Origin of the sequence: Methylobacterium sp. GC_Met_3 (assembly GCF_026540775.1) — a bacterium.
Taxonomy (GTDB): Bacteria; Pseudomonadota; Alphaproteobacteria; order Rhizobiales; family Beijerinckiaceae; genus Methylobacterium.
The window spans coordinates 1-25184 of the sequence record NZ_JALNUL010000040.1 but is presented as its reverse complement, the minus strand read 5'-3'; the positions used below and the strand labels follow the sequence as shown (position 1 = coordinate 25184).

Genomic DNA, 25184 nt, shown 5'->3' with positions numbered 1-25184 from the left:
GCGACAAACCGGCGAGCCGGTAGGTTCGCCCGTCCGCGAGATCGTAGGCGATCAGGCGGGCGATCCCGTCGGCCAGACCCTGGAGCTGCAGCAGGTCGGCGCGCGTCCGGGCCAGCACGGCGCTCGCGCGCGCCTGAAGGATCGCCGTGGCGAGGAGCGCGCTGACGGCGGCCAGCACCCTCACCACCGAGACCAGCACGAAGCCGTCCTCGCCCGCCTGCGCCCGCCGGCTCACGGCCGGTCGCCCGGGGCGATGAGGAGCGGGTCCCAGCGCCGCCGGTCCGCCGGCCCGAAGGCGATCTGGATCTCCACGAGGTCGGGATGGCGGTCCGGGCGCGTCCAGGCCGGCAGCCACGTGGCGGGCAGCCGCTCGGCCGGGGATCCGAGATACCGGATGGTGAGGCCGGACACCCCCGCCAGCAGGATCTCGGACCGCGCCGTCCCGTCCGTCCCGGTCTCCAGGGGCGCTTGGCCCTCGACGAGGTCGTAGAGTCCGTCGGGTCGTGGCGCGCCGGCGAGCGTGACAGCGCGTTCCACCGGCCGTTCGAGGGCCCGGTCGGCGGCGAGCGCCGCCCGGAGGGTATCCGGTCCGCCCAGCAGAACCGGACGCGTGCCGTCCAGGCGGCGGCTCGCGAGGCTCCCGAGGGTCCGGCGCAGGTGGTCGCGGACCGCCAGCACCTGATCGGCACGCTCCGCGGCCGCGACCGCCGAGGCGGTGCGGCCCGCGACCCGCACGGCCTCGACCAGCAGCAGGGCGATGAGCGCCGCGAGCGCCAGGGAGACCAGCACCTCCACCAGGGCAAAGCCCGCCCGGCTCGCGTCGGGGCTCCGGTCAGGCATCGGGCTTGCCCGGGATCAGGGTGGTGTAGAGCGCCGCGCCGTCCAGCCCACCGCGGCTCAGGCGGATGCGCCACAGGGGCGGTCCCCGGCGTGCCGGGAGGACCGGGCGGCTGTCGCTGACGGTGAGTGTCCACGGTTGCCCGTTCGAGAAGCGGCCCTCGACGATGCCGGGCGAGAGGGAGCCGGCCGCGACCCGCCGCAGGCAAACGGCCTCGGCCTCATCGGCCTCGATGCGCAGGGCCGCGACCCGGCGCAGGCCGAGCGTGGTCTCGCCCGCGATCTGCAGGGCGAGCAGGATACCGAGTGCGGCAACCGCGAAGGCCACCAACACCTCGACAATCGTGAAGCCGTCCTCGCCGCCGGTCTCTCGGATGGGCGTCAGTGGGCTCACCGGATCGCCTCCCGGTCGACGCGGGCGGTGAGGAGGCTGACCGACAGGATGGCGCCGCCGCCGGGGAGCCCGAGCACGATGCGGCCGCCGCTGGAGCCGCCATCCGGCAGGAACCGGATCTCGGGCGGCATGCCTGCTGCCGCTCCCGCGGTCTCGATGCGGACCGGGATCGGCGCGGTCGGGATCGGCGCGGCGCCCGCCCGGGAGCTGAGGAACCGGCCCGATGCGGGCTCGAAGGTGAGGCGCGTCGTCGGCGCGGAGCGGAGCGCCTCCGCGTGCAGGAGGCCGATCTCGGCGGCGATCACCCCGGACAGGCGTCCGGCGCGGCGCCCGGTGTTGAAGCTGCCGGCGAACTGGACCGCGAGCCCGGCAGCGAGGCCGATGATTGCAAGGGTCACGAGCATCTCGACGAGGGTGAAGCCTGCGTCTCCGGCCCCGTTCCTGATCGATCCTTCCGCCGACACCGTCGCGACGCGCCCTCTCGTCTGTGCCTCTGCGGCTCCGCGGACGCCGTCCCGTAGCCGGATTAGGGTAAAAATCGGGTTTCCGGAGGAGCGATACGGAGCAAGATGGGTCTTTTGCCGACACCCGCGCCAGCCGATGGCAACGTCCGCAGCCGGTCGCCGAGCGCGCTCAACCTGCGCTGTTCTGTGCCGCGCGCGTCAGCGGAGACGGGAAACCCGTTCCGCACAGGCACGAAAAACTGAATGCTGTTCTAGTAAACCCTTACCACCACTCGATTTTTCAACGCGAAAAATAAGTGGTGGTGCGGGCAGTCAGGCTCGAACTGGTCTCTGGTTCGCGCGGGTCCGTGCAGGGACTTTCCAGCTAACGAGCAGGGATTGCCCAAGGCTCACGCAGGGATTCCTTACGCGCGGGGCAGGGATCTTTTTGCGGATTGGCAGAGAACCGTTCGAGGTCGAGGGGTCGAAGGAGACGTCGCGACGCTGACGAACCCGCGCATCTCTTCGCGGTCGCCTCAGAGCGCGCCACACCGGAGTCGATCTAACGGGCGGTGGTCGGCACAGAAACAGCTCTGAGCTATTCCGCGAACTCAGCCAAAGATATGAGTGGACCTATCACTCGGCCAAAAACGAACGGAAGGTATATCGGTTCAGGCTGAGCTATGAAGCTGCCAGCTTTCAAGCTGCCGCCGGAATTTTTGATTGACATACACACGGTCAATCTGCGATCCGTCTTTCCGACGGAGCAAGCGCCGGGATGCCCGGGGCACTTTCCTTGCCGCCTGACTCGCACGCGATCCCGCGTGCGTGCTGGCGCAGATGGAGGGCGCCCAGATGGCCCGTACCGCGTTCAAGAACAAACGCCGACGCCAGGAAGCTGCAGCCGAGATCGAGCGCCTCGGCTCCAACAGCCCGATCAACCATATCCGGACGGCGACCTTCGGTCTGATCGAGGTTCGGGAGAACGGCAGCGTCAAGAGGAGGTTTCTCCTCGACGTCTACTTCGATAAAACTAGCGAGGATGCGGCGCGCGGCGTGATCAGCGCCATACGTCAACAGACGTGGCTGACCAAATTCCTCATCGACAAGAGTATTTTGCACGCTTCCAAGACGGAAGATATGGACATCGCAGCCACAAAACAGAGGCTGGCCCGTGACGCGCTGCTCTGCGATCACGCTAATCTGCAAGCGGCGCATATCTGCTGCAGGATCCTGCCGGAGATCCAGCGGGCGTACGAGGCCCACTATCCAAGCAGCCGTCCGATCCGAACGCTCGTGCCCTTCGAGTGGAAGCCAGAGGTCGACGCCATCAGGCCCGGGGTCGAACGCGCCGCGGCGCGGCGGATGGCGGCGCAGCGGCGTCGGGCCGGGGGATCCGAGGTTGGCTACCGCAAGCCGCCGGTGCACACGCGCTGGCAATCTGGCCAAAGCGGCAACCCTTCGGGCGCGGCGCGGGCCACCGGTGATCCCTGGGACGCCCACCGCAAGGCCATGATGAAGCTCATCGGCGTCTCGTCCGGCGGACGCACGCGCAAGGCGACGGCGATCGCCGTGGCGGTCCGGCAGCTGTTCACCGCGGCGATGCACGGCGTGTGCGGGGCACACCAGCAGGTGAAGGAACTCCTGATCATGCTGGACGGGCTCGGCCTTCTCTCGCCGCCGCCCAAGGCGCGGCGTCGGCCCCGCCTCACGGTCGGCCAGAAGGCGGAGTTGGCAGCTCGGCAGAAGCACGCGTGGAGGCTCCTGCTGCCGACGGTCAAGGCCCGGTTGCTCGAGGAATACCAGCGTGTCTACGGGCCGATCCCGCCGATCGAGACGACGCTGGAGCGCCTGCTCGCGGATCGACCGATCGCGTCGGCGCCGCCCGCACGGATCAGGACGCGCTCGCGCCCGCCGGACCCCTCCGTGACCGCGCCGGCGGCCCATCCGCTGCCGCCCCTGCCGCGCGCCCGAACACGGACCCGCCTGGGAGGACAGCGCGATGTCTAGGAACCTGAAGGCCGCCCTGCTGAAGCGGGATGCCGAGCGCAGGGCCCGCAGGAAGCAGCCGGCTTCCGTCCCCAGCCTCACGACGCCGCGTCGTAACGACCTCATGCCGAACCTGTGCATGGTCCGGCGTGATCCCGCGAACCTTCGCCCTGCGGAGCGGAAGATCCATAAGCTCGATGAGACGCATGTGGCGCAGATCGCGGCCTGCATCGCGACCGTGGGGTTCGTTGATCCCGTCTTGATCGATACGGATGACAGGATTCTCGACGGGGTCAGCCGGGTCGAAGCGGCCAAGCGCCTCGGCCTCGAAACCATCCCGTGCGTGCTGGTCGAGGTCACGACGCCGGAGCAATGGGAGCTCATCAGGCTCGGCGTGAACGTGCTCTCCGAGAAGGCGACTTACGACCTCGCATCCATCGCGGTCATCCTGCGTGAGCTGGTGGTCGCGGGGGCGCCGATCGAGGTCGTCGGGATCGACACCGTGCTGATCGACGCGATCCGGCTCGGGGATGAGGATGATGAACCCGACCCGGCCGATCTCGTGCCGAACCCAGCCGCGATCGGCGTGACGCGACAGGGCGATGTCTTCAGCTGCGGCGATCACCGGGTCGTCTGCGGCGACGCGCGCGAGGCAGCCGACTGGCTGGGTAAGCTCGCGGTTGGACCGGTGCGCCTTGTGCTGACCGATATACCCTACAACGTGGCTATCGCCGGACATGTGACGCGCGGCGATCATCGCGAGTTCGCGATGGCGAGCGGCGAGATGAGCGACGAGCAGTTCGCCCGCTTCAACGACGCTTGGATGAGCCAGGCTGCGGAGTGTCTGGTCGATGGCGGGCTGCTGGCGACCTTCATCGACTGGCGGGGGTTGAGCGCGGTCGACCGCGCCGCAGGTCGCCTCGGGTTGGAACAGCTGAACCTCATCGTCTGGGGCAAGACCAACGCTGGGATGGGCGGCCTGTACCGGTCGCAGCACGAGCTGATGCCGCTGTTCAAAAAAGGACACGCACCCCACCGCAACAACGTGAAGCTCGGGCAGAACGGACGCTGGCGCACGAATCTCTGGACCTATCCTGGCGCTTCGACGGCTGGATCCGACGCACGGCGGGGTCTCGCCGATCACCCGACGGTGAAGCCCGTGGCGATGCTGAAGGATGCGCTGCTCGACGTAACCGATCGCGGTGAGACCGTGCTCGATCCCTTCCTTGGGTCCGGCTCGACCCTGATCGCTGCCGAGCTGACAGGTCGGCGCTGCGTCGGGATCGAGATCGACCCGCTCTATGTCGATCTCATCATCCGGCGTTTCGAGGACACGACAAAGACCGAGGCCGTCCATCTGCAGAGCGGCGAGACATTTGCCGCGCTCGCGTCCCGTCGTGCATCCGAACCGGCCCCGGTTCGGTCGGGGAGCGCAACGAGTGATGGACGTCGCGTCGGCCGATCTCGGCCAGCCCGCGGGTCATGACCCGCCCCCGACTCTCGGGTGGCACGAGGCTGCACATGAGGGCGTCGGCTCCAGCGTCGCTACGCGTTCGTCGCTGAGGCGCCGGCGCGCAGCGTGTCAACGAACCGGTCCATCGCTTCGAGGAAGCCGGCGGTGGCCTCGGGGGTGAGCGGTGCGAGCAGGATGGTCTTGCGCTTAGATACCGCGTCCAGTGGCAATCGGATGCCCGGCACCGCGTTCAGCCGGTCGAGCAGCGCCTGCCGCAGCCCGAGATCGTCGAACACCGGCTTGGCGAGCATATACTCGAAGTACACCGCCATCGTCCCGTCCGCCCCGCCCTCCTCGGCTGCGATGCCCTTCTCCCGCGCCACCAGCATGAAGCGGCGCGGCCCCTCGGGGTCGATCTCGTCGCCGGCGTGCAGCTCGGGGAAGGAGGCCAGCAGGCGCTGGAAGTCGTCCTCGGTGGCAAAGCTCGCCGCCTGCATCGCCACCAGAGTCTGCGCATCGCGCAGCACAAAGACGCCCGTCCCGGTGTTCATGGATCGCTCCCGGCCCGCGCTCGGTCCGCACCTGCCACCGGGCAGGCTCGAGCGTGGGTCGGTGTCGCTCCACTCGGCGGCACCGTCCAGCGAATAATCCCGATCTGGGATGATCCCAGAATCGTCAGATCCCCGCTGCGCTCCGGACCGGGCGCATGGACAAGACCCTTCGAAAGTCCCTCCGCACCCTCGAGCACGCCCGGTTGGTGACGCTGCTCAAGCAGGAACGCCACCGCGTCGGCCTGACCCAGCACCAGCTCGCCCAGCGGCTGGACAGCCCTCAATCGTTCGTGGCCAAGTACGAGGGCGGAGAGCGTCGCCTCGACCTTGTCGAGTTCATCGCCATCGCCCGTGCGATCGAAGCCGACCCACTCAAGCTGTTCGCTCGGCTGCTCGATCCGGACGGTGTGGAGGTGGCGGGCGATACCGTGCCATGATGGCTGATCCGACCCTACCGGCTACTCGGCGCAGAAACCGGACCTTCGGCTTTGCGCCCAACCCAGTCATTCAAAGGTAGCAAGCAACTCCTCCGAAGCGGACATCGCCGGCTGTCTTCACTTCCAACTGCCGCAGCTCCTTGCGATTGACCACAATGATGCGCCCGCGCCCGGAGCGCATGAGCGTGGGCTGTTGATTCCCGCCGATGCGCTCCGGGTCGGCGAAGTATCACGCCATGGCGGGCCCGCCGCCGCCCACTAAGGCCCGACGCTGCTCGACGGCTGCGTCGTAGAGCGCCTGCTCGTCCTGCTTGTGCTTGATCGAGAACCGGATCAGCGCCGCTCCGCACGCACACGCGATCGCGGCACCGCCGAGGATGAGGAAGCAAAGCTGCACGTTGCCGGTTCCTCGAAGCAGGAAGCCGGCTGCGACGCCGCCGATGTTTCCCCCCGCGCCGATAATGCCAGCCACGCCACCAAGCACTTTGCGGTCGATGAATGGCACGAGCGCGTAGAGCGAGCCGCACGCCATGTGCGTGAACAGGCCGAACACGAGCATGGCCGCGATCGCCAGGCCTACCGCCCCCGCCTGCGAGAAGGCGACGAGGAAGATGCCTTCCCCCATCATTAGGCCAAACAGCAGCCACATGCGTCCGTCGAGGCCGTTGGTGCGAGCAACGCGATCCGACAGCAGGCCGCCGAGAGCGCGCGCGAACAGCGCCAGCAGTCCGAAGGCGCCCACCGCGTAGCCGGCATCTACCACCGAGAGGTGATAATGGTCGTAGAAGTAGGTTACCGCGATGCTGTGGACGAACAGCTCGACGCCGAACGAGGCTGCGTAGCAGGCCGCTAGCAGCCAGACGCGATAGTTCTGCGCGGCAGTCTTCATCACGTCCCAGCCGCCCTTCTTGCCACTATCAACGGAGATCCCCTGGCGGCGCAGATCGGGGATGTTGCCCTCGGGGGTGTCCTGCGTGAACCGCCAGTACAGGCCTGCCATGACCAGCATGAGCACGCCCGGCACGATCATCGAGTAGCGCCAACCGGTACCCTCGCTGACGCCGAAGGCGACGACACCCCCGACCACGAGCGGCATCACGCTCTGTGTGAAGCCACCGCCAACATTACCCCAGCCTCCGACGGTGGCGTTGGCGGTTCCGACGACGTTCGGCGCGAACATCACCGAGGTATGATACTGGGTGACGACGAAGCTCGCGCCGATGATGCCGATGAGGAGACGGAACACCAGGAACGAGGTGTAGTCCCAGGCGAAGGCGATCCCAAACACTGGCAGTGAACCTAGCGCTAGGAGGATCGTATACGTGATGCGCGGCCCATACTTGTCGCACATCGGCCCGATGACCATGCGGGCCAGGATGGTCGCGAACACACCTGCGATAGTGATGTTGTAGATCTCTCCACTCGTCAGCTTGAGATCAGCGCCTATAATCGGCATCAGCGGTGCGGTCGCAAACCACGCAAAGAAGCATACGAAGAACGCCATCCAGGTCAGGTGGAAGGCGCACATCTGCGGGGTCTTGAGACTGAAAAGATCGATCCGGATCGCCTTCTGCGAGGCCATGACGGGGCTCCCTAAGTGCAGTGAAAGGGCACAAGGTCCCGTGCGCGATTGGCGCCGCGCACGGGGGCAGACGACCTCAGGCGGCGACGCCGAGCTTGTGGGCGATCGCAACCAGCAACTCGTGGTTCGAGCGCATCATCTCGGCATTGGACTTCAGGAGCCGGGCATTCGACTCCATCAGCGCGTGGTTGGAGGCCATCACCTCGGCGTTTTCGGCGAGCGTAGCGGCATTAGCCTTCACGACAGACTGGTTCTTCATCAGTGCATCGGTATTGGTGGCGATTTTCTCAGAGTTGGCTTCGATGGCTTCCTTATTACCTTCGAGCAACGAGTGGTTGCCGCTCATCAGCGCGTGGTTGCTCTCAAGCAGAGTGTGGTTGCCATCGAGTTTGGCCTTGTTCGCCTCGATGGTATGATGGTTCGAGGCAAGCGTACCGGCATTGGCGTCTAGCGCCTTCTTGTTGCCACTCAGAAGAGTCTTGTTCGCTTCCAAAAGGGTGTGGTTGGCGGCCAGAGCTTCGCTGTTGCCCGTGACCGTTGCGCTGTTGGCTTCGAGGACCGAGGCGTTCTTCGCTAAAGCCTCGGCATTCTCGCCAAGCTTATCGCTGTTGCCCGCGATCGCGGTCTTGTTGGCCTGCACGACGGTCGAGTTGGCCTTGATCGCTGAGGTGTTCCCGAGAAGGGACTGATGATTGCTTTTCAGCGCGCTCTTATTGGCCTCAAGCGCGGCGTGGTTCTCGCTGATCGTCTCGGCGTTGGCGGCGAGGATCTTGTTGTTACTCTTGAGTGCCGTGCTGTTGGCACCGACGGTGTCGTGGTTGGCTTCCAGCAGCTCGTGATTGCTTTTCAAAGTTGCGGCATTCGATTGCAGCATGCCCGAGTTTTTGATGAGCAGGCTATGATTGTCCTCGAGCGTAACTTGTCCAGACATGAATTTTCTCCATACCGATACAAATAAGATTGCGTATTTCGCGCACGAGTACGCGTTCGCCAACACGTGACGTCAAGTCGAACATATAAGCTGAAGGACGCGACGCTGCGTCAGTGCTTCATTCGAGAAGTAATATGCGGCCAGATCAGTCTAACGTGCCGGCGAAATGAGCACACTTCGGTTCACGGCGGCGTGAACGTGGGGTGATACGCGGGACTCGTCGAACGCTGCGCTGCGTCTGTAAGTTGAGAAGCAGGGATCGTGCCGCAAACATAGGATATTAACGATTCGACTGCGGCATCTTGTGCATGGGGCTATCGCTGGTCATGGTTCAGCTTGACGATACCCGCACGGCGCAGGCCACTGGTTATCGCGTACCAAACCGCTTATTTTTAGTGATTAGGCGACCTTGTCGGGTCGGCGTCTCGAAATATGTGATGAGCTCAAGTACTATGAGGCGCCGACGTCGAACCGCGCGTCTTGCTGTCGGGAATTTCTGTCGACTACTTATGCATCGGAATCATGAATGAGCCAGACGTAGCCATCGCGCCAGTCGCGGTGCCTGCTCTAACCTTTTCAATTTAAAAGCAGTCTGGTCGCTGTTGGCCAGCTTCATTCGACCGCTGTGCGCACGTTCTCACCGTTCAGGCGAACTCGGCAACATTCGGAAACTGGACGTACATGGCATCGTCGATCCGATTGGGCAAAGCTCACGCTCACGGCGAAGCCTGCGTTGATCGGACCGGGCGGCGCGGAGCACGAACGGCAAGGGTAGGGTCGGTGCAGCCGCTGGCGGCGTCGGCCGGCCTCAATATGCGCTGCCGGCGAGCCGAGGCGACGGGTAGGAGGGCTCGCGTCGTTCAGTCCGCCGGCCGGGACGATAGATCTAGGTTCACTCAGACCGCCTGTGACGGTCTGCACCCGTTGTTCGCTGCCGCGCTCGGCTGCGGCTCCCATCGGAATTCGGAGACTAAGCAGCCATCAGCGCGAAAGATGCCCTGCCAACCGCACTTGCCGACGATGACCGTCACACGCGAGCGTCCCGCGTCTCGGCCGTAGCCACGATCAAGACGGCTGTCGATGCGGCCAAGACCTGCCTGACGCCGCAAGGCCCACTCGCTCATGCCGAGGCGGTGCGCCAACTCCGCAGGCGCAACGAGCCAACCACCCTGCTCGTCGAGATCGAGGCGCACGCATTGCTCTCCACACCCGGAACAATAGTTTCCTATGACAGCCCACGCATGGTGATGTGCGTGCTCGAGCTGCTCTCGTCGTATCCGAGCAGCCGCTCGGCTCCGGCCCCAGCCTTCATTCAGCCGCCTCCCGGGCCGGCGATGGCACCGGATGCAGCCAGATCTCGCCATCGCTGACCCGGGTCGGGTAAGTGGCGAGGCCGAGTTGCTCGTGGCTCGTGCCGCAGCCGGACCTCAGATCGAAGGTCCGGTCATGCAGCGGGCACATCAGTGTGGTCCCGCCGAGCAGCCCATCAGCCAGGGGCCCCTGCCGGTGGGGGCAGAAAGCCTGGGTTGCGTACACTGCGCCTTCGGCCGTGTGGAACACGGCAATCTCTAGGTCGGCGACCCGGAAGTTGCGTCCCTCACCCTTGGGGATCTGGTCGATGGAACCGAGCAGCACTTCGGTGGAGGCCATCATACGTCCTCCTTGGCGGGGATGACGGAGGTGAACTGGTTGGCAGTCTTTGGCGCCACCGCCTCGAGCCACGGATCCACCGTGGCGGCGATCGAGGCCTCCATGGCCGCGTCGAGATCGGCGCAAATTCCCTCGCTGTCCTCCACCACGACGGCGCGGACGCGCTCCAGGCCAATCCGCTCCATAAAGGTGTAGGTCCGCTCCTTCCACTTCGCGTTCTCGCGGTAAAATTGCATGAAGCGGCTGCCGATCAGCATCGCCTCAGTCTCATCTTTTGCGGTGAACAGCAGGTCGCCTTTGCGGATGTGGGCCCCGGCGGCCCCGCCGACGTAGATCTCCCACTTGCCGTCGCCGACCGCGACGAAGCCGACGTCTTTCACGTAGGCCTCGGAGCAGTTGCGCGGGCAGCCGGCGGTCGCGAGCTTCAGCTTGGCCGGACTGTCGATGCCGCGGTAGCGGCGCTCGATGCGCTGGGCGAAGCCCATGGAGTCGCCGAGGCCGAAGCGGCAGAAGTCAGTGCCGATGCAGCTCTTGCAGGTTCGATAGCTTTTGCCCCAGGCGTAGCCCGCTTTGAAGCCGAGATCGCTCCAGATCTTGGGCAGATCATCCTTCTTGAGGCCGACGAGGTCGACGCGCTGCCCGCCGGTCAGCTTCACCAACGGGACGTTGTACTTTTGTGCGACCTGCCCGATGCGCACCAGTTCGTCCGGCGTACAGACGCCCCCGGGCATCTCCGGGATCACCGAGAATGTGCCGTCCTTTTGGATGTTGGCGTGAACGCGGTCGTTGATGAAGCGCGCGTCGCGCTCATCCTCGTACTCGCCCTTCCAGACGGTGATCAGCAAGGAGGCGAGCGCAGGCTTCGCGCTGGGATCCACCTCGCCATTCCCCAGCTCGCGGAACACCGAGGAGACCGACTTGAGGCCGCGGGCGACCACCTCCCGCATCAGCTCGGGCTTCCGCATTGGGATAGTCGGCACGTAGTAGTGGAGGGACGGATCCTCCTCGACCTCACCGCCCAGGAGCCACGAGACGAGTTCGGTCACCTCGCCCTTACAGGCGCCGCAACCCATGCCGGCGCGAGTCTGGGCCATCACTGCCTTGGAGCTGCTGGCGCCGGCCACAACAGAAGCGGCGATACCCGCCTTGGTCACGCCGTTGCAGTTGCAGACCTGGGTCTCAGCCGGCATCTCGTCGTAGGTGACTTTGGCGGAGGGCGTGCCGAGGTCGAACATCAGCGACAGCCGCTCCTCAGGGAGCGGCGCGTCCTGCGCGAAGGCCTGCATCAGAAACGGCGCCTTGCCGATGTCGCCCATCAGGATGCCGCCGACGAGCCGGCCGTCGCGCACGATCAGCTTCTTGTAGGTACCGCGCTTCGGCTCGGTAAACTGCACGACCTCGTCGTTGTCGTCCGTGGGATCGGTGATGCCCATCGAGGCCAGCTCGACACCCATCACCTTTAGTTTCGTGGCGAGCTTGGAGCCGTGATAGGCCGCGTCAACGTTGGTTCGGGTGACGTGCTCGGCGAAAACCTTTGCCTGCTCGTAGAGAGGCGCTACCAAGCCGTAGAGGCGCCCGCGGTGCTGCGCGCACTCCCCGACCACGTAGATGTCGCGGTCGTCGAGAGACTGCATATGGTCGTTGACGACGATGGCTCGTTCGACAGTCAGCCCCGATAATTGGCCAATCTCAGAGTTCGGCCGAATTCCGGCCGCGACGAGGACGAGGTCGCACGGCAGTTCAGTGCCGTCTTTGAACCGTAGCCCTTCGACCTTGTCGGTGCCCAGAACTTCAGTGGTGAGCTTCGACGTGTGGACCCGGATGTCCATGCCCTCGATGGTCTTCTTCAGGATGCCGCCTGCGGCCACGTCGAGCTGCATTTCCATGAGGTGACCGGCGAGATGGACCACGTGCGACTCGCAGCCCAGTACGGTCATGCTGCGGGCGGCCTCAAGGCCGAGAAGGCCGCCGCCGATTGTGACAGCGATCTTGCTGCGTCGGGCGTAGTCGACGATCTGCTGGCAATCCGCGATGGTCCGGTAGCCGAAAACGCCGGGCTTGAGGCTGCCGTCCTCCATCCGCACCCCCTGCATGGGCGGGATGAAGGCGCGGCTGCCGGTAGCGATCATCAGCTTGTCGTAGCGCGCCCGCACGCCTCCATTCGAGATCACTACCTTGGCCGCGCGGTCGATCTTCTCGACGCGATGACCGGCATGGAGCGTGATGCCGTTCTCGGCATACCAAGACAGCGGATTCATGGTGATCCCGTCGGCGTCCTGGGTCCCGTTCAGGATCTCGGAGAGCAGGATACGGTTGTAATTGCCGTGGGGCTCGTCGCCGAACATCACGATGTCGAACATCTCGGCGCCGCCCCGCGCCAGCACCTCCTCGACGGCACGCGCGCCGGCCATGCCGTTACCGACGACCACTAGTTTCTGTTTGCTCATAGGCCCGTCCTGCTCCGCCGCTCGGATGACGATCCGTCTGTTTGCTAGCGCTCAGATTTCGAGGAGGCCGACGTCGATCACGACCTGACCCGTTGCTCCCTCGGGGGCGGACAGGTGGATCTCGACCTTCGTGTCCGGCGGCAAGTCTTCAACGATGGTCAAAGGCACGTTCATGCCGGCCTTGGCGCCGACCGGCAGGTAGCGGGCGGCTTTTCCGGCGATGACGAGCGAGAGGCAGACCAATTCCGACCCTGAATTGCCGGCACGCAGATAGACGAACTGCGCGCGCTTGGAGCTCGGAACCGTGTAGATCAGCGTCGAGGCCAGGAGGGCTGATCGGTCGAGTCCGGCACCCGAGTAATCGAATACGCCCTGAAGGAACTTCGGGATAGATTCCATGATGCTGCTCCTTGGCTGAGGCTCAGAGCCGTAACCGCGTGGCATTCCTGCGATGCAGGAACGTCACACTGAAGAGTAGAGGCTGATCGCTGAAGCGAGGCAGCAGTTGTCGAGAGGTCGAGCGGATCGCGTGGGCGTATCTAGCAATATTTTACAACAGTTTTTCGGGGTAAAGTTTTCAATAGTCTAGTTAGTTCGTCCATCAGTATTTGCATCTCAAGTCCTCTCATACGACATGCGCCACATCCATAGTTGAGCGCCATCCATGGCTCGCCCGCACAGCTTGCACGGGATGCCCATGTCTGAACTATCCCCGGACCGGGAATTGTATGAGCCGATCGCAAAATATCGGCGACCAGCCAGAACCTGGCTGTAAGAAACGACTGTTTGGTACCGTTCCAAGTTGGAACGCTAATCTATATTTGGCTATCGTCGAGCAACAATTTTAAGCCAACTGCCTTCCACGAGAGGCATTTGCTCACTTTGCCGGCATCAGTAACATGCACGTAATAGCAAATTCTATGAGGTTCCTGCGCAATCACATTATGGTCAGGCTGGTATAGAAGGGAGTAGGCGGCTCAGATTGACCTCCAGAACCGCGGCGGATCGTGCTCTGGCATGGGTTGCCCATCGGATCGTGCCCAGCTTTGTTGGATCATCTGCGTGTTGCTAGGGTCGGTCGAAGCGGCGCTGGGCTGTGTAAAGCTAGCCTCGAACTCGGCGCGGCTGACAGTCAGCCGCAGGAGCACAGGCACGCCATCAAAAGGGGCGCCAGGCTTCATGTACTCGGGCACAAACGCCCATTCGACGTCGTCACTCACGGGCAGCTTCACATCTCATCGCGCGGACAGCCACGCGATTTCCGCGGAGCAAAGATAAAGCCAGTCGATATGAGGCCATCCTCTTTTCCGGCCAACTGCTCCGAAACCGACCGTTTGGTTTCGGCCAGGGCCCAGCTAAATTAGCGGTCGCCTTTGAACGGCTGGGTTGGGTGGATTTCCGAAGGTCTGGTTTCGGGCGATCCAAACGCTAACGCGGACATCAGTGCCCGCTCGCGCCGGAAGGCGATCACGACATTCAGGCAGATCGACCCTAGACCCAGATGATGCCTCAAGTCGGCAACAGGCCGATAATCAGGCGCTCGGCCACGCGGGCCGCCAAGGCGTCGTTCACCTGGGGTCGAACCTCGCGGTCCACGACACGGTCGATTGTCAGCAGCGTAAACCCGTGAACCAGAGACCATGCGGTAACGACTGCCACCGCAACCTCCTGCTCATCCTCCGGGTCGATTGCTAGTGCGCCCACGCGCGCACCGTTTAGGATCACGCCCCGCAGCACTGCGCGCGCCTCCGTGAGGGCAGCCAAAACCGCTGGCGGAAGGCCCTCGATGCTGGGCAGCGCTTGTCCGAACATCAGCCGGTAGAGGGCTGGGTTCGCCACGCCGAACCCGATGTAGGCTTGCCCGATGGCCCGCAGGGTCTCGATCGCGCCCGAGGCTTCATCGATCGCAGCGGTCATGCGTGCGTGCAGTGCCTCGTAGCCCGTGAGTGCCACTGCGGCGATCAGCGCCTCCTTATCGGTGAAGTGCCGGTAGGAGGCTGCATGGCTCACCCCGGCGCGACGGGCGACCTCACGCAGCGAGAAGTCCCACCGACCCGTTTCTGTCAGGATCGCCGTGGCGCTGTCGAGAAGGGCACGGCGTAGATCGCCATGGTGATACGGCGCGGTTGACGCGGATGTGTTCACGAGAACCTCGTGCGACGTGTTGACGATGGTAACATTCGGCGTATGTTGACAATGGTAACACGATCTTGGCGGGCGCGCATCCTGCTCAGAGCAACGACGCAGAGGTCAGGATCATGAAGCAGATCGTCGTGGATGCATGGCTGTTGACGCTGGGCAACGCCAACGCCATCCTGCTCAAGCAGGGCAGCGAACTGGCTCTGATCGACGCGGGTTTCCCCGGCAAGGAGCAGATCGTCTTCGACGCAATCAGCGCGCTTGGCCGCCGTCCGACCGACCTGAAGCACCTTGTCTTCACGCATGGTCATCCCGACCACATTGGGAGCGCAGCAGCTATCGTCCGCGCGACCGGCGCACGAACCTACATGCATGCCGCCGATGTACCGCTGGCGGAGAGCGGCGGTCCGTTCCGGCCGATGGCCCCTGCGCCTGGTCTCGTGCACGCGCTGATGTACAAGCTCGTTTGGAACCAGAACGAGCGAATGGAACCCTTTCGGATCGACCAACACATCGCCGATGGCGAGACGCTACCGATCCTGGGCGGTTTGCAGGCCATCCATGTGCCCGGTCATTGCGCCGGACAAGTCGCACTGATGTGGCAGGGTAGACGGCTCTTGCTCGGCGGTGACACGTTCATCCACATCCTGGGCGTGAGTGATCCGATCGCCTTTGAAGATGAGGCGGAAGGTCGAGCAAGCCAACGCAAACTCGCTGCGCTCGATTTCCAAGCGGTCGCGTTCGGGCATGGCAAAGCTATCATCGAGAATGGCCCCGGCAAGCTCCAGCGCTTCGTCGCGCGACGCTGACCCTCAAGTATAGGCCAGAGGCCATAGGGACGGGGAGTAGACCTGCGACTGCTTTCCGGACTGGCTGGCGGTAGCCTGCACGACCGACTTGAGTCGGTAGGAGGCTGTCCGCTCTTCCGGCGGCCCTGCTCCGAAGCGGTCGTTCCGCTTTCGGCCCGACCCCGTCATGCCAAATCGTCAAGGCGCGCAAAACCGGCCATTCGGCTTTGCGCCCATTGCGGTCATTCGAGAGGTGCGAAGCGTTTTCTCAAAGCAGACATGGAGAATAGGCGTCCTTCAGTGGGCGAACACGCCAGCGAGATCCCGGAAGCCCTTGATCTCGATCGGGTTGCCGCTTGGGTCGAAGAAGAACATCGTGCGCTGCTCGCCGGGCTGACCGGCGAAGCGGACGACCGGCGGGATGTCGAAGGCGATGCCAGCCGCCTCGATGCGGCCGGCGAGCGCCTCCCAGGCGTCGAGCGGCAGCACCACGCCCAGATGCGGCATCATCACTTTATGGTTGCCGACGGTCCCGCTTCGACTGGTGGCGAAGGGCTCGCCTAGGTGCAGCGAGAGCTGATGGCCGAAGAAGTCAAAATCAACCCAGGTCTCGGTGCTGCGGCCCTCCTGGCAGCCGAGGACGCCGCCGTAGAAGCGACGGGCCGCGTCGAGATCGGTGACGTGGTAGGCGAGATGGAACGGCGTGAGCATCGATAATCTCTCTTTTCGTCAGATAGGGAACTGCGTCTTCAGGGCGCCGGATCGAGGGCACTCGCCGAGACGACGCCGCCGACAAGGTTGCAGGACAGCAAGAAGGCGCTGTCGAGATCGCCACCGCCGGCCGGCACAAGCGCCGCCAGTCGCGTGGCCAGGCTGCGCCGCGCCGCGCGGGCGATGGCCTGAGCCTCCTCGACGGCGACGGCCTCGAACCGGATCGTCTCGCCGGGCCGCACCTGCGCGAGGCGGCCGAGATCCGCCGAGATCACGGTGGCGATCTTGGGGTAGCCGCCGGTGGTGTGACGGTCGGCCAGCAGGATCAGCGGGCGCCCGTGGCCAGGCACTTGGATCGAGCCGTTCACGATCCCGTCCGAGACGATGTTGAAGCCGTCCGCGTGGGCGATCGGCGGCCCGTCGAGGTGGCAGCCCATCCGGTCCGCGCGGGCGGTGAGGGTGTAGGGTGCGGACAGGAAGGTCCGCAGTCCGTCCTCGGTGAAGCCGTCGGCCTGCGGCCCAAGAACCACCCGGATCGGGCCGCCGAAGGTAGGCCGGTGGGCCGTCGGCAGGGTCAGTGGACGGTCGCGGGGCGCGGGCGCGGCGAGGGGCAGCAGGTCGCCCGCGGCCAGGGGATTGCCGTCGAGGCCGCCGAGACGGGTGCGGGTGTGGGTCGCCACGCTGCCGAGCATCGGCGCGACGGCGAAGCCCCCGGCGACCGCGAGGCAGGCGCGCAGGCCCTGCGCCGGGCCGCCGAGGACGAGCCGGTCGCCCCGCCGCAGGTCGTGGGCGGTGAACGGGTCTAGGGCGCGGCCGTTCAGGCTCATCGCGAAGGGCGCCCCGGCGAGGGCGACGCGGCAGGTCTCCGTCTCGCAGACGAGGGTCGGACCGACCATCGCCATCTCGATCACCGCGGCGTCGAGCGGGTTGCCAACGAGGCCGTTGGCCAGGGCGAGCAGGTCGGGATCCATCGCGCCGGACCCCGAGATGCCGTAGCGGAGGTAGCCCGGCCGACCGGCATCCTGCAGGGTCGAAGACACGCCGGGGGCGATGACGCGCAGGCCCTCAGGCATCGATCTGCTCCAGGGTGGCGACGGTCTCGCCGGCATGGGCGGCCTCGCTGAGGGCGTCGAAGGCGGCGCGGTCGATCGGCTCGAACCGGATCAGGTCGCCAGCCGCGAACAGGAACGGCTCGGCCCGGGCCGGATCGTAGGAGCGCGCGGGCGTGCGGCCGATGAGCTGCCAGCCGCTCGGCAGCTCCAAGGGCGGCGACACGCCCGTCTGGTTCCCACCGATCGAGACGCTGCCCGCCGGGATCTTGGGCCGGGGATCGGTGCGCCGGCTCGCGTGGAGCCGAGGATCGAGGCCGCCGAGATAGGCGAAGCCGGGGGCGAACCCGATCATGTAGACGCGGTAGTCGCGGCCGGCATGGAGCGCGACCACCTCCTCGGGGCTGAGCCCGGCCCCGGCGGCAAGGTCGGCGAGGTCGGCGCCGCCGTAATGGACCGGCACCCGCCAGCGGCGCAGCGCCCCCGCCGCTCCGTCTGGTAGCGGCCAGTGCGCGGCGATCAGCGCGGCGAGGTCGGCCCGGGGCAGCAGGTCCGGGTCGTAGAGGACGAGGAGCGAGCGGTAGGTCGGCACCGTCTCCAGGAGCCCCGGCGGCCCGGCGCCGCGGAGCGCCGCGTCGAGGGCGATGACCTGCGCGTTGACAGCGGGGTCGACCGCGCTGCCGAGTTCCACCGTGAGCGCCCTGTCGCCGCAATCGAGGAGGCGGTAGCCGGGCTCAGACACCGAGCACCTCGGCCATCGGGCGCAGGGCGATCCCCTTGGCGGCGCACTCCGCCCGCAGGCGGTGGGCCATGGCGACCGCGCCGGGTGTGTCCCCGTGGACGCAGACCGTGTCGATCCGGGTCGGGATGCGCCGCCCGGACAGGCAGGTGATCACCCCGTCCTCCAGCATCCGCGCCACGCGCTCCGAGACGGAATCAGGATCGTGCAGCACGGCGCCGGGGAGCTTGCGCGAGACCAAGGTGCCGTCATCCGCGTAGGCGCGGTCGGCGTAGATCTCGCGCGCGATCGGCAGCCCGAGTTTCTCGCCGGCGCGCTCGGTCTCCAGGCCCGGCATCACCACGAAGATCAGGTCGCGGTCGAGGGTGCGGATCGCCCGCGCCACCGCGAGCGCGAGGTCGGCATCTTCGTTGGCCATGTTGCCCATCGCCCCATGGGTCTTCACGTGGCGCACCGGGCACCCGGCATCCTGGGCGAGCGCCAGCAGGGCGCCGACTTGGTAGAGCACCGCCTTCTCGATGTCGGCCGGGCGCTCGCCGTGGATCGGCCGCCGGCCGAAGCCCCAGAGGTCGAGGAAGCTCGGATGGGCGCCGGCTTGGACGCCGTTGGCGGCAGCGCGGCTCAGAGTCTCGTGCATCACCAGCGGGTCGCCGGCGTGGAAGCCGCAGGCGATGTTGGCCGAGGTCGCCACGCTCAGCATCTCGGCATCGTCGCCCAGGTGGTAGACGCCGAAGCCCTCGCCCATGTCGCAGTTCAGATCGACGATCATCGGTGCATCCTTTCTTGCGCGCGGCGTCAGGCTTCGGCGACGAGATGGGCCACCAGGGTTGCGGCCGCGCAGAGATCGGCGATCCGCATCGCCTCGTCGGGGTTGTGGCTGCCGTTCTGGTTGCGGATGAAGATCATCGTGCTCGGCACGCCCTGGCCGGCGAGCACCGCGGCGTCGTGCCCCGCCCCGCTGGCCATCGTGCGGAACGGCATCCCGAGGCGGCGCGCGTTGCCGGACAGGGCCTCGACCAGCGCGGCGCTCATCCGCGCCGGGGTGCTGCCGGTGCACTCGCCGAGGACGAAGCGCACCTTGCGGGTGGCCTCGATCGCGGCGATGCGCTCGGCAAGCGCCGCCTCGATCCGATCCAGGACGGAAGGCTCGGTGCTGCGCACGTCGAGGCAGAACCGGACCTCGCCGGGGATCTTGGCGAAGGCGTGCTGGACCGGATCGGTGGCGACCTCACCCAGCGTGATCGTGGCCGGGCAGCCCTCCGCCTCCAGGGTTCCCCAGAGAACATCCAGCGCAGTGATCAGGTCGGCCAGGGCGAAGACGGCGTCGCTGCGCTCACTGCGCGTCACGGCGCCGGAATGGCCGTAGCGGCCGAAGCAGGCGGCCTTGCGGTAGCGGAAGCTGCCGCTGATCGCCGTGACGAAGCCCACCGGGATCCCGGCTGCCTCCAGCGCCGGCCCCTGCTCGATATGCATCTCCACGAAGCCGTAGATCCGCGCCGGATCGAGCAGCCGCTCGCCCCGCGCCACCGCCTCCGGCCGCAGGCCGAGTTCGGCCATATGGTCGCGCAGGCTTCGGCCGGTATCGGCGCGGGGCAGGTCCAGCACCTTCGGCGGCAGCAGGCCGAAGGCGGCCCGGCTGCCGACATAGGAGGCCGGGAACCACACGCTCTCCTCGGCCCGGAACACCGCCACCGTGACCGGACGCGCCGGCACGATCTCCGCGCGGCGCAGGGCCTCCACGGCCGCGAGGCCGCCGATCACGCCCGCCGCCCCGTCGAAATTGCCGCCGTGGGGCACCGTGTCGACGTGTGAGCCGACCATCCAGGGCGCCAGCGCCAGGTCGCGCCCCGCCATGGTCAGGAACAGGTTGCCGGCCGCGTCGGTCTCGGCGGTGAGCCCGAGCGCCAGCCCGGTGGCCCGCATCAGGGCATGGGCGCGCTCCTCGCCGAGGCCATAGGCCGCCCGCGTCACGCCCGGCGCGTCCTGGCTGAAGGACAGGAGCTCGGCGAACAGGCGTTCGCAGAAATCCGGGTCGATCGCGAGGTCGGTCATGCCGTCTGTCCGCCGCGCACATCCGCCCGCCGCGCCGGGCTGATCCGGCCAATCGGCTGAACAATGAGGCACGGGTTCGGTGCGCCCGCGAAGGCAAAACCCGGATCCAGAGGCTCGATGACCATGTCGAAGGCAGCCATGCTCAAAAATACCTCTTGAATGCCGGCGGTATACCGAGTTTGCTAAGGCATCGCAGCGGCTCTGGCAATGTAGAACCGAAGCGATGTCGTAATAAAATCTCTGATCTGAGAGATTTGATAGTCGTTAAAGCAGCATCTAAGCGCGTATTGCGTCGCGGATCGGAGCAATGATCCGCGCCATGACCGCATTACCTCGGATTCGACGATGGCTCAGATCGCGACGGCTGCACCGCCGCTCCTGAAAATCAGGAAGCTCCACAAGAGCTACGGCGCCAACGAGGTCCTGAAGGGCATCTCCCTCGACATCCGCGAGGGCGAGGTCGTGTCCATCATCGGCGCGAGCGGCTCGGGCAAGAGCACGTTCCTTCGCTGCCTGAACCTCATGGAGACGCCGACCTCCGGCTTCATGGATTTCGAGCGCTTCGCCTTCGACTACGAGCAGGGCGCCCGCCGCCAGCCGACACCGCAGCAGCTCTGCGCATTGCGCGCCCGGATCGGCATGGTCTTCCAGAGCTACAATCTCTGGCCGCACATGACCGTGCTGGAGAACGCTATCGAGGCGCCGATCCGGGTGCGGCGGATGCCGCGCCGGCAGGCTGTGGCGGAGGCGGAGGCGCTGCTCCAGCGCATCGGCCTCTACGAGAAGCGGTACGCCTACCCGTCGAAGCTCTCCGGCGGCCAGCAGCAGCGCGTGGCGATCGTCCGCGCCCTGGCGATGGCGCCCAAGGTGATGCTGTTCGACGAGGTGACCTCGGCCCTCGATCCCGAACTGGTCGGCGAGGTGCTGGCCCTCATCGGCTCGCTCGCGGCGGAGGGCATGACGATGCTGCTCGTCACCCACGAGATGGCCTTCGCCCGGGATGTCGGCACCCGCACCCTGTTCTTCGACGGCGGCGTGATCGCCGAGGACGGGCCGCCCGACGACATCATCGGCGCGCCCCGGAGCGAGCGGCTGCGCCAGTTCCTCCGGCGCGTGCTGCACCAGCCCGCCGCGCTCGGAGAGACGGCATGAGCCGCAGGCGCATCCTCGGGAAGATCGGACGGCGATGAGCGGCGCGGCGTTGCAGGAGTGGTGGCTCACCCTCTCGGACGAGGTCGTCACCTATGGGCCCGGCTTCGTCTCGGCCACCCTGGTCGTGCTCGGCGTCACGGTGGCGAGCATCCTGGTGAGCTGGGTCTGCGGCCTGCTCGGGGCGCTGGGCAAGCGCTCGTCCTTCGCGCCGATCCGGGCGCTGGCAAGCTTCTACGTCTGGTTCATCCGCGGCACGCCGACCCTGGTGCAGGTGTTTATCGTGTATTTCGGCATGCCGCAGATCGGCGTGAAGCTCTCGCCGATCACCGCCGGCATCATCGCGCTCGGCGTCAGCAGCGGCGCCTACGTGGCCGAGACCATCCGGGCCGGTCTCGCGGCGATCCCCCGGGGTCAGGTCGAGTCGGCGCTGGCGCTCGGCATGAACCCGCGGATCATGATGGTGCGGATCGTCCTGCCGCAGGTCTTCCGCATGATCCTGCCGTCCTTGACCAACGAGGCGATCTCGGCGGTCAAGAACACCTCGCTCCTGTCGACGATTACGGTGGTGGAACTGACCCTCTACGCACAGCTCATGATCGCTACGACCTTCCGGCCGTTCGACTTCTACATCGCGGCGGCGCTGATCTACCTCGGCCTCACGTCGATCCTGTCGCAGCTCTCGGCCTATTTCGAGCGGCGCTACGCCCGCCTGTCCTGAGCCTCACCCGCCGCGGGACGGGCCGCGGCCGACACCTCCCGCCCCGTCCCGAGACCGGAGATCACCATGAACCGCCGCCACATCCTTACCCTCGCCGTCCTCTGCGCAAGCCTCAGCGCCGGACTCCTCGCCCCTCCCGCGACCCACGCGGCCGAGAGCAAGCTGGAGCTGATCGAGCCCGGCAAGCTGATCGTGGCGACCGACAGCACCTTCGCGCCCTTCAGCATGCGCGCGCCGAGCGGCGAGCTCGATGGGCTGGAGGTCCGGGTCATGCGCGAGGTCTGCCGGCGGATCGGGCTGGAGTACAGCCCGGTCAACATCAAGTTCGACGCCCTGCTGGTCGGCCTGATGGCCGATCAGTACGACATCACCAGCGAGTCGATGGACATCACCGCCGCCCGGCAGAAGCAGGTCGCCTTCGCGGACGGGTGGCTCGAGTCCGGCGCGCGGATCGTCACCCGCAAGGATACCGGCATCAAGGGCCCGGACGATCTCAAGGGGCGCAACGTCGGCGCGCTCTCGGCCTCGACCTTCGGCAAGCTCGCCGAGGAGCACGGCGCCACCCTGAAGAGCTACAAGACCGCCGCGGACGCCATGCAGGACCTCGTCGGCGGCAACATCGACGCGGTGATCAACGACGCGGTGGCCGGTAACTACGCGATTAAGGCCCGCAAACTGCCGCTCGTGATGATTGAGACCCCGCTCAGCACGGTCCAGAAGGGCTTCGCCCTCAAGAAGGGCAAGCCGAACCTGCACGCCGCCGTCAACAAGGCGCTCGCCGAGATGGTCGCCGACGGGACCTACGCCAAGCTCGTCACGCCGCTGATCGGCTATGATCCGGCCCCGAAGGAGCCGATCCGCACGCCCGCCCTGTAGGCGGGCGCGGCGAACGCCAGAGAACAAGAAAATGGGGGCGGCCCGGCCGCCCCGGGAGGACGCGATGAAGACCCTCGACGCATCGTCGTACACGACGGCGCTCAGTGCCCGGCGCGAGCAGAGCCTCGGGCAGATGGCCTACGACCGGCTGCTCGACATGCTGGTCCGTCGCGACCTGCCGGCCGGCACCGTGCTGCACGAGCGCCGCCTTGCCGAGATGCTCGACATCTCGCGGACCCCGACCCGCGAGGCGATGTCGCGGTTGGAGACCGAGGGGCTGATCGAGCGGCAGCCCGGCGGGATGCTCGTGGTCAAGGAGCTCTCCTTGCGCGAGCTGATCGAGATCCTGCATGTCCGCCGCCTGCTCGAGCGGGAGAGCGTCGTACTGGCCACCGGCCGGATCGACGACGCCGTACTGGCAGATCTGGAGCGGCAGAGCGAGGCGCTGCTGGCGGCGGGCGATCCCGACGCGCCGGGCAATTGGGAGGTCGATCGGCGCTTCCACGAGCTGATCGCCGACCACAGCCACAACACGATCCTCGCCAAGACGATCAAGGACCTGCGGCGCAAGACGCAGATGTTCAACCTGAGCCGGATGCCCGAGCGGTTCGAGGCGGTCCATCGCGAGCACCTCGCGGTGGTGGCCGCCCTGCGGGCCAAGGACGCGTCCGCGGCGGCGGATGCCATCGCGGCCCATCTCGAGAACTTCAAGCAGGGCATCATCCGGCGCCTGAGCGAAGTCTGAGGCGGAGACGGTCTGATGCACGAATTTGCCGACCTGCGCGGTCGCGAGGCGGCTTTCCCGGAGGCGGAGTTCGCCGCCCGGCAGGCGGCGGCGCGCGCCGCCATCCAGGCGGCTGGCCACCATGCCCTGGTGGTGACCGGCCCGGAGACGATCTACTGGCTGACCGGCCGCCAGACGGCGGGCTACTTCGCGTTCCAGGCGCTACTCGTGCCGGTCGAGGGGGACCCGGCGCTCTTGGTCCGGCAACTCGAACTGCCGGGCGCAGCCGCCAACACGTGGCTCGACGACATCCGGGCCTATCCGGACGGCGTCGACCCGGCCGAGGCCCTGGCGGCGCTCACGCATGGGCGCGGGCTCGCCAGGCCGGCGCTGGAGCGGGACGGCTGGTTCGTCTCGCCGGCGCTCGTCGCGCGGATCGAGGCGGCCCTCGGCTGCGACCCGCTACCCGACGGCTCCGGCCTCCTCGCTCCCTTGCGGGCGGTGAAGTCGGCGGCCGAGCTGGAGGCGATCCGGGCCGCCGCCCGATACGCGCAGGCTGGGCTCGCCGCGGGGCTCGACGCCTGCGCGGCGGGCACCGACGAGAACGCCGTCGCGGCCGCCATGCTGGCCGCGGCGACGGCCGCCGGGTCCGAGGTTATGGCGATGGAGCCCCTGGTGGCGTCGGGCCCGCGCAGCGGGCTGCCGCACATGACCTGGCGGCGGCGCCGGCTGGAGCCGGGCGACGCGGTTTTCCTCGAACTCGCCGGCAGCCATGCCCGCTACCACGCGGCACTGATGCGCAGCGTCTGGATCGGCCCGCCGCCGGTCGAGGCATCGCGGATGATAGACTGCGCCCTGCGCGCCCTCGACGCGGCGCTCGCGGCGATCCGGCCCGGCCATCCCTGCGCGGCCCCGCACGCGGCGGCGCAGGTCGTCATCGATGCGGCGAGCTACGGCCCGGCCTTCCGCAAGCGAATCGGCTACTCGATGGGCATCGCCTTCGCCCCGGATTGCGGGGAGGGCGGTCTGCTTTCGCTCTTCACCGGGGAGGACCGGCCGATCGAGCCCGGCATGGTCTTCCACCTGCCGGCAACCTTGCGCCGCTACGGAGCCTGGACGGTCGGCGCATCCGAGACCGTCATCGTCACCGCAAACGGAGTTGAGCCCCTTCCCGACATACCCCGTACCCTATCGCTGCGGTGAGGCAGCCGACATCATCGCTGTCTTGATAGGTAACATGGAGGCCGGAAGCTGCAGCGAAAGCAACTAACTTGCTCGCGTGCTACCGTCCGCTTCTTCGCTGCTGTTTCGAACCGGACCGGCCGCGTTCGGCCAGCATCTGCCGCCGCCCAGTACCTGGACGAACGTCTCAGATGGGTGGTTTCCTGCCCGTCCGCTTCTGAGCGGCAGAGGCATCAGAGCGGACGTCGCAGTCCCGCCCGCTCACGACCCTTTGCGGACGCCGAGGACTTCCGCTTCAAGGTCAGCGCTGCTCGGTAGCTTCGGCCGCTTCCCGTTCTAG

The 25184-nt window shown here is 66.6% G+C and carries 26 protein-coding genes; 9 read left to right on the top strand and 17 right to left on the bottom strand.

What is annotated here, in order from left to right:
- Positions 1 to 231: 231 nt before the first annotated feature.
- From OXS27_RS26160 to OXS27_RS26150, 3 genes are read right to left on the bottom strand one after another with little or no spacing between them, the layout of a single operon-like run.
- Positions 232 to 840 carry a prepilin-type N-terminal cleavage/methylation domain-containing protein gene (locus OXS27_RS26160; RefSeq protein ID WP_267359953.1) on the bottom strand — a complete coding sequence of 203 codons (609 nt, stop codon included), beginning with the start codon at positions 838 to 840 and terminating at the stop codon, positions 232 to 234.
- Positions 833 to 1231, bottom strand: coding sequence for a type II secretion system protein (locus OXS27_RS26155; protein WP_267359951.1), 399 nt, complete (start codon positions 1229 to 1231; stop codon positions 833 to 835). The genes OXS27_RS26160 and OXS27_RS26155 overlap by 8 nt, the downstream gene beginning before the upstream one ends.
- Complete coding sequence (locus tag OXS27_RS26150; RefSeq protein WP_267359949.1) at positions 1228 to 1695, bottom strand: prepilin-type N-terminal cleavage/methylation domain-containing protein; 468 nt, start codon at positions 1693 to 1695, stop codon at positions 1228 to 1230. The genes OXS27_RS26155 and OXS27_RS26150 overlap by 4 nt, the downstream gene beginning before the upstream one ends.
- Before the next feature lie 807 nt (positions 1696 to 2502).
- On the opposite strand from OXS27_RS26150, the gene OXS27_RS26145 reads away from it, so the two are divergent.
- Positions 2503 to 3684: a DUF5681 domain-containing protein gene (locus OXS27_RS26145; protein ID WP_267359947.1), complete on the top strand. Its 1182-nt coding sequence runs from the start codon at positions 2503 to 2505 to the stop codon at positions 3682 to 3684.
- On the top strand, positions 3677 to 5149 hold the full coding sequence (locus tag OXS27_RS26140) for a DNA modification methylase (protein ID WP_267359945.1): 1473 nt from the start codon (positions 3677 to 3679) through the stop codon (positions 5147 to 5149). Before OXS27_RS26145 ends, OXS27_RS26140 begins: the two co-directional genes overlap by 8 nt.
- A 59-nt stretch (positions 5150 to 5208) precedes the next feature.
- On the opposite strand, the gene OXS27_RS26135 is transcribed toward OXS27_RS26140, so the two are convergent.
- Positions 5209 to 5667 (bottom strand): hypothetical protein, encoded by a 459-nt coding sequence (locus OXS27_RS26135; RefSeq protein WP_267359943.1) that lies wholly within the window; start codon positions 5665 to 5667, stop codon positions 5209 to 5211.
- 155 nt (positions 5668 to 5822) lie between these two features.
- On the opposite strand from OXS27_RS26135, the gene OXS27_RS26130 reads away from it, so the two are divergent.
- Entirely contained in the window at positions 5823 to 6104 is a 282-nt protein-coding gene (locus OXS27_RS26130; RefSeq protein ID WP_267359941.1) for a helix-turn-helix transcriptional regulator, read from the top strand.
- Between the two features lie 229 nt (positions 6105 to 6333).
- Here the strand turns inward: OXS27_RS26130 and OXS27_RS26125 are convergent, their stop codons facing one another.
- The 7 genes from OXS27_RS26125 to OXS27_RS26095 form a co-directional block, all read right to left on the bottom strand.
- On the bottom strand, positions 6334 to 7686 hold the full coding sequence (locus OXS27_RS26125; protein ID WP_267359939.1) for an MFS transporter: 1353 nt from the start codon (positions 7684 to 7686) through the stop codon (positions 6334 to 6336).
- 76 nt (positions 7687 to 7762) lie between these two features.
- On the bottom strand, positions 7763 to 8617 hold the full coding sequence (locus OXS27_RS26120) for a hypothetical protein (RefSeq protein WP_267359937.1): 855 nt from the start codon (positions 8615 to 8617) through the stop codon (positions 7763 to 7765).
- An 896-nt stretch (positions 8618 to 9513) separates the two neighbouring features.
- Complete coding sequence (locus OXS27_RS32720) at positions 9514 to 9810, bottom strand: DUF6522 family protein (RefSeq protein ID WP_267359935.1); 297 nt, start codon at positions 9808 to 9810, stop codon at positions 9514 to 9516.
- 115 nt (positions 9811 to 9925) lie between these two features.
- On the bottom strand, positions 9926 to 10267 hold the full coding sequence (gene nirD / locus OXS27_RS26110; RefSeq protein ID WP_267359933.1) for a nitrite reductase small subunit NirD: 342 nt from the start codon (positions 10265 to 10267) through the stop codon (positions 9926 to 9928).
- Complete coding sequence (gene nirB / locus OXS27_RS26105; protein WP_267359931.1) at positions 10267 to 12714, bottom strand: nitrite reductase large subunit NirB; 2448 nt, start codon at positions 12712 to 12714, stop codon at positions 10267 to 10269. Before nirB ends, nirD begins: the two co-directional genes overlap by 1 nt.
- Positions 12715 to 12765: 51 nt before the next feature.
- Positions 12766 to 13113 carry a molybdopterin oxidoreductase gene (locus OXS27_RS26100; RefSeq protein WP_267359929.1) on the bottom strand — a complete coding sequence of 116 codons (348 nt, stop codon included), beginning with the start codon at positions 13111 to 13113 and terminating at the stop codon, positions 12766 to 12768.
- A 1110-nt stretch (positions 13114 to 14223) separates the two neighbouring features.
- On the bottom strand, positions 14224 to 14859 hold the full coding sequence (locus OXS27_RS26095) for a TetR/AcrR family transcriptional regulator (protein WP_267359927.1): 636 nt from the start codon (positions 14857 to 14859) through the stop codon (positions 14224 to 14226).
- A 113-nt stretch (positions 14860 to 14972) separates the two neighbouring features.
- On the opposite strand from OXS27_RS26095, the gene OXS27_RS26090 reads away from it, so the two are divergent.
- On the top strand, positions 14973 to 15662 hold the full coding sequence (locus OXS27_RS26090; protein WP_267359925.1) for an MBL fold metallo-hydrolase: 690 nt from the start codon (positions 14973 to 14975) through the stop codon (positions 15660 to 15662).
- Positions 15663 to 15938: 276 nt separating this feature from the next.
- Here OXS27_RS26090 and OXS27_RS26085 read toward each other — a convergent pair whose 3' ends face one another.
- Genes OXS27_RS26085 through OXS27_RS26060 form a run of 6 tightly spaced genes read right to left on the bottom strand, consistent with a single transcriptional unit; the run spans position 15939 to position 20332 of the window.
- Complete coding sequence (locus OXS27_RS26085; RefSeq protein WP_267359923.1) at positions 15939 to 16352, bottom strand: VOC family protein; 414 nt, start codon at positions 16350 to 16352, stop codon at positions 15939 to 15941.
- Between the two features lie 38 nt (positions 16353 to 16390).
- Positions 16391 to 17425: a biotin-dependent carboxyltransferase family protein gene (locus tag OXS27_RS26080; protein ID WP_267359921.1), complete on the bottom strand. Its 1035-nt coding sequence runs from the start codon at positions 17423 to 17425 to the stop codon at positions 16391 to 16393.
- Positions 17418 to 18143 carry a 5-oxoprolinase subunit PxpB gene (gene pxpB, locus OXS27_RS26075; RefSeq protein WP_267359919.1) on the bottom strand — a complete coding sequence of 242 codons (726 nt, stop codon included), beginning with the start codon at positions 18141 to 18143 and terminating at the stop codon, positions 17418 to 17420. The genes OXS27_RS26080 and pxpB overlap by 8 nt, the downstream gene beginning before the upstream one ends.
- A complete protein-coding gene (locus OXS27_RS26070) occupies positions 18136 to 18909 on the bottom strand; it encodes a 5-oxoprolinase subunit PxpA (protein WP_267359918.1) in 774 nt (257 codons plus the stop codon). Before OXS27_RS26070 ends, pxpB begins: the two co-directional genes overlap by 8 nt.
- Positions 18910 to 18935: 26 nt before the next feature.
- Positions 18936 to 20192 carry a Zn-dependent hydrolase gene (locus OXS27_RS26065; RefSeq protein ID WP_267359916.1) on the bottom strand — a complete coding sequence of 419 codons (1257 nt, stop codon included), beginning with the start codon at positions 20190 to 20192 and terminating at the stop codon, positions 18936 to 18938.
- Complete coding sequence (locus OXS27_RS26060; protein WP_267359914.1) at positions 20189 to 20332, bottom strand: hypothetical protein; 144 nt, start codon at positions 20330 to 20332, stop codon at positions 20189 to 20191. The genes OXS27_RS26065 and OXS27_RS26060 overlap by 4 nt, the downstream gene beginning before the upstream one ends.
- Positions 20333 to 20537: 205 nt before the next feature.
- Between OXS27_RS26060 and OXS27_RS26055 the strand changes: the two genes are divergently transcribed.
- The 5 genes from OXS27_RS26055 (at position 20538) to OXS27_RS26035 (ending at position 24865) form a co-directional block, all read left to right on the top strand.
- Positions 20538 to 21344, top strand: coding sequence for an amino acid ABC transporter ATP-binding protein (locus tag OXS27_RS26055; protein ID WP_267359912.1), 807 nt, complete (start codon positions 20538 to 20540; stop codon positions 21342 to 21344).
- A gap of 34 nt (positions 21345 to 21378) precedes the next feature.
- Positions 21379 to 22062, top strand: coding sequence for an amino acid ABC transporter permease (locus tag OXS27_RS26050; protein ID WP_267359910.1), 684 nt, complete (start codon positions 21379 to 21381; stop codon positions 22060 to 22062).
- 66 nt (positions 22063 to 22128) lie between these two features.
- The gene (locus tag OXS27_RS26045; RefSeq protein WP_267359908.1) at positions 22129 to 22938 is read left to right on the top strand and encodes a transporter substrate-binding domain-containing protein; all 810 of its coding nucleotides are present in this window, start codon (positions 22129 to 22131) and stop codon (positions 22936 to 22938) included.
- A 64-nt stretch (positions 22939 to 23002) separates the two neighbouring features.
- The gene (locus OXS27_RS26040; protein ID WP_267359905.1) at positions 23003 to 23683 is read left to right on the top strand and encodes a GntR family transcriptional regulator; all 681 of its coding nucleotides are present in this window, start codon (positions 23003 to 23005) and stop codon (positions 23681 to 23683) included.
- 15 nt (positions 23684 to 23698) lie between these two features.
- Positions 23699 to 24865, top strand: coding sequence for a Xaa-Pro peptidase family protein (locus tag OXS27_RS26035; RefSeq protein WP_267359903.1), 1167 nt, complete (start codon positions 23699 to 23701; stop codon positions 24863 to 24865).
- Positions 24866 to 25184: the final 319 nt, after the last annotated feature.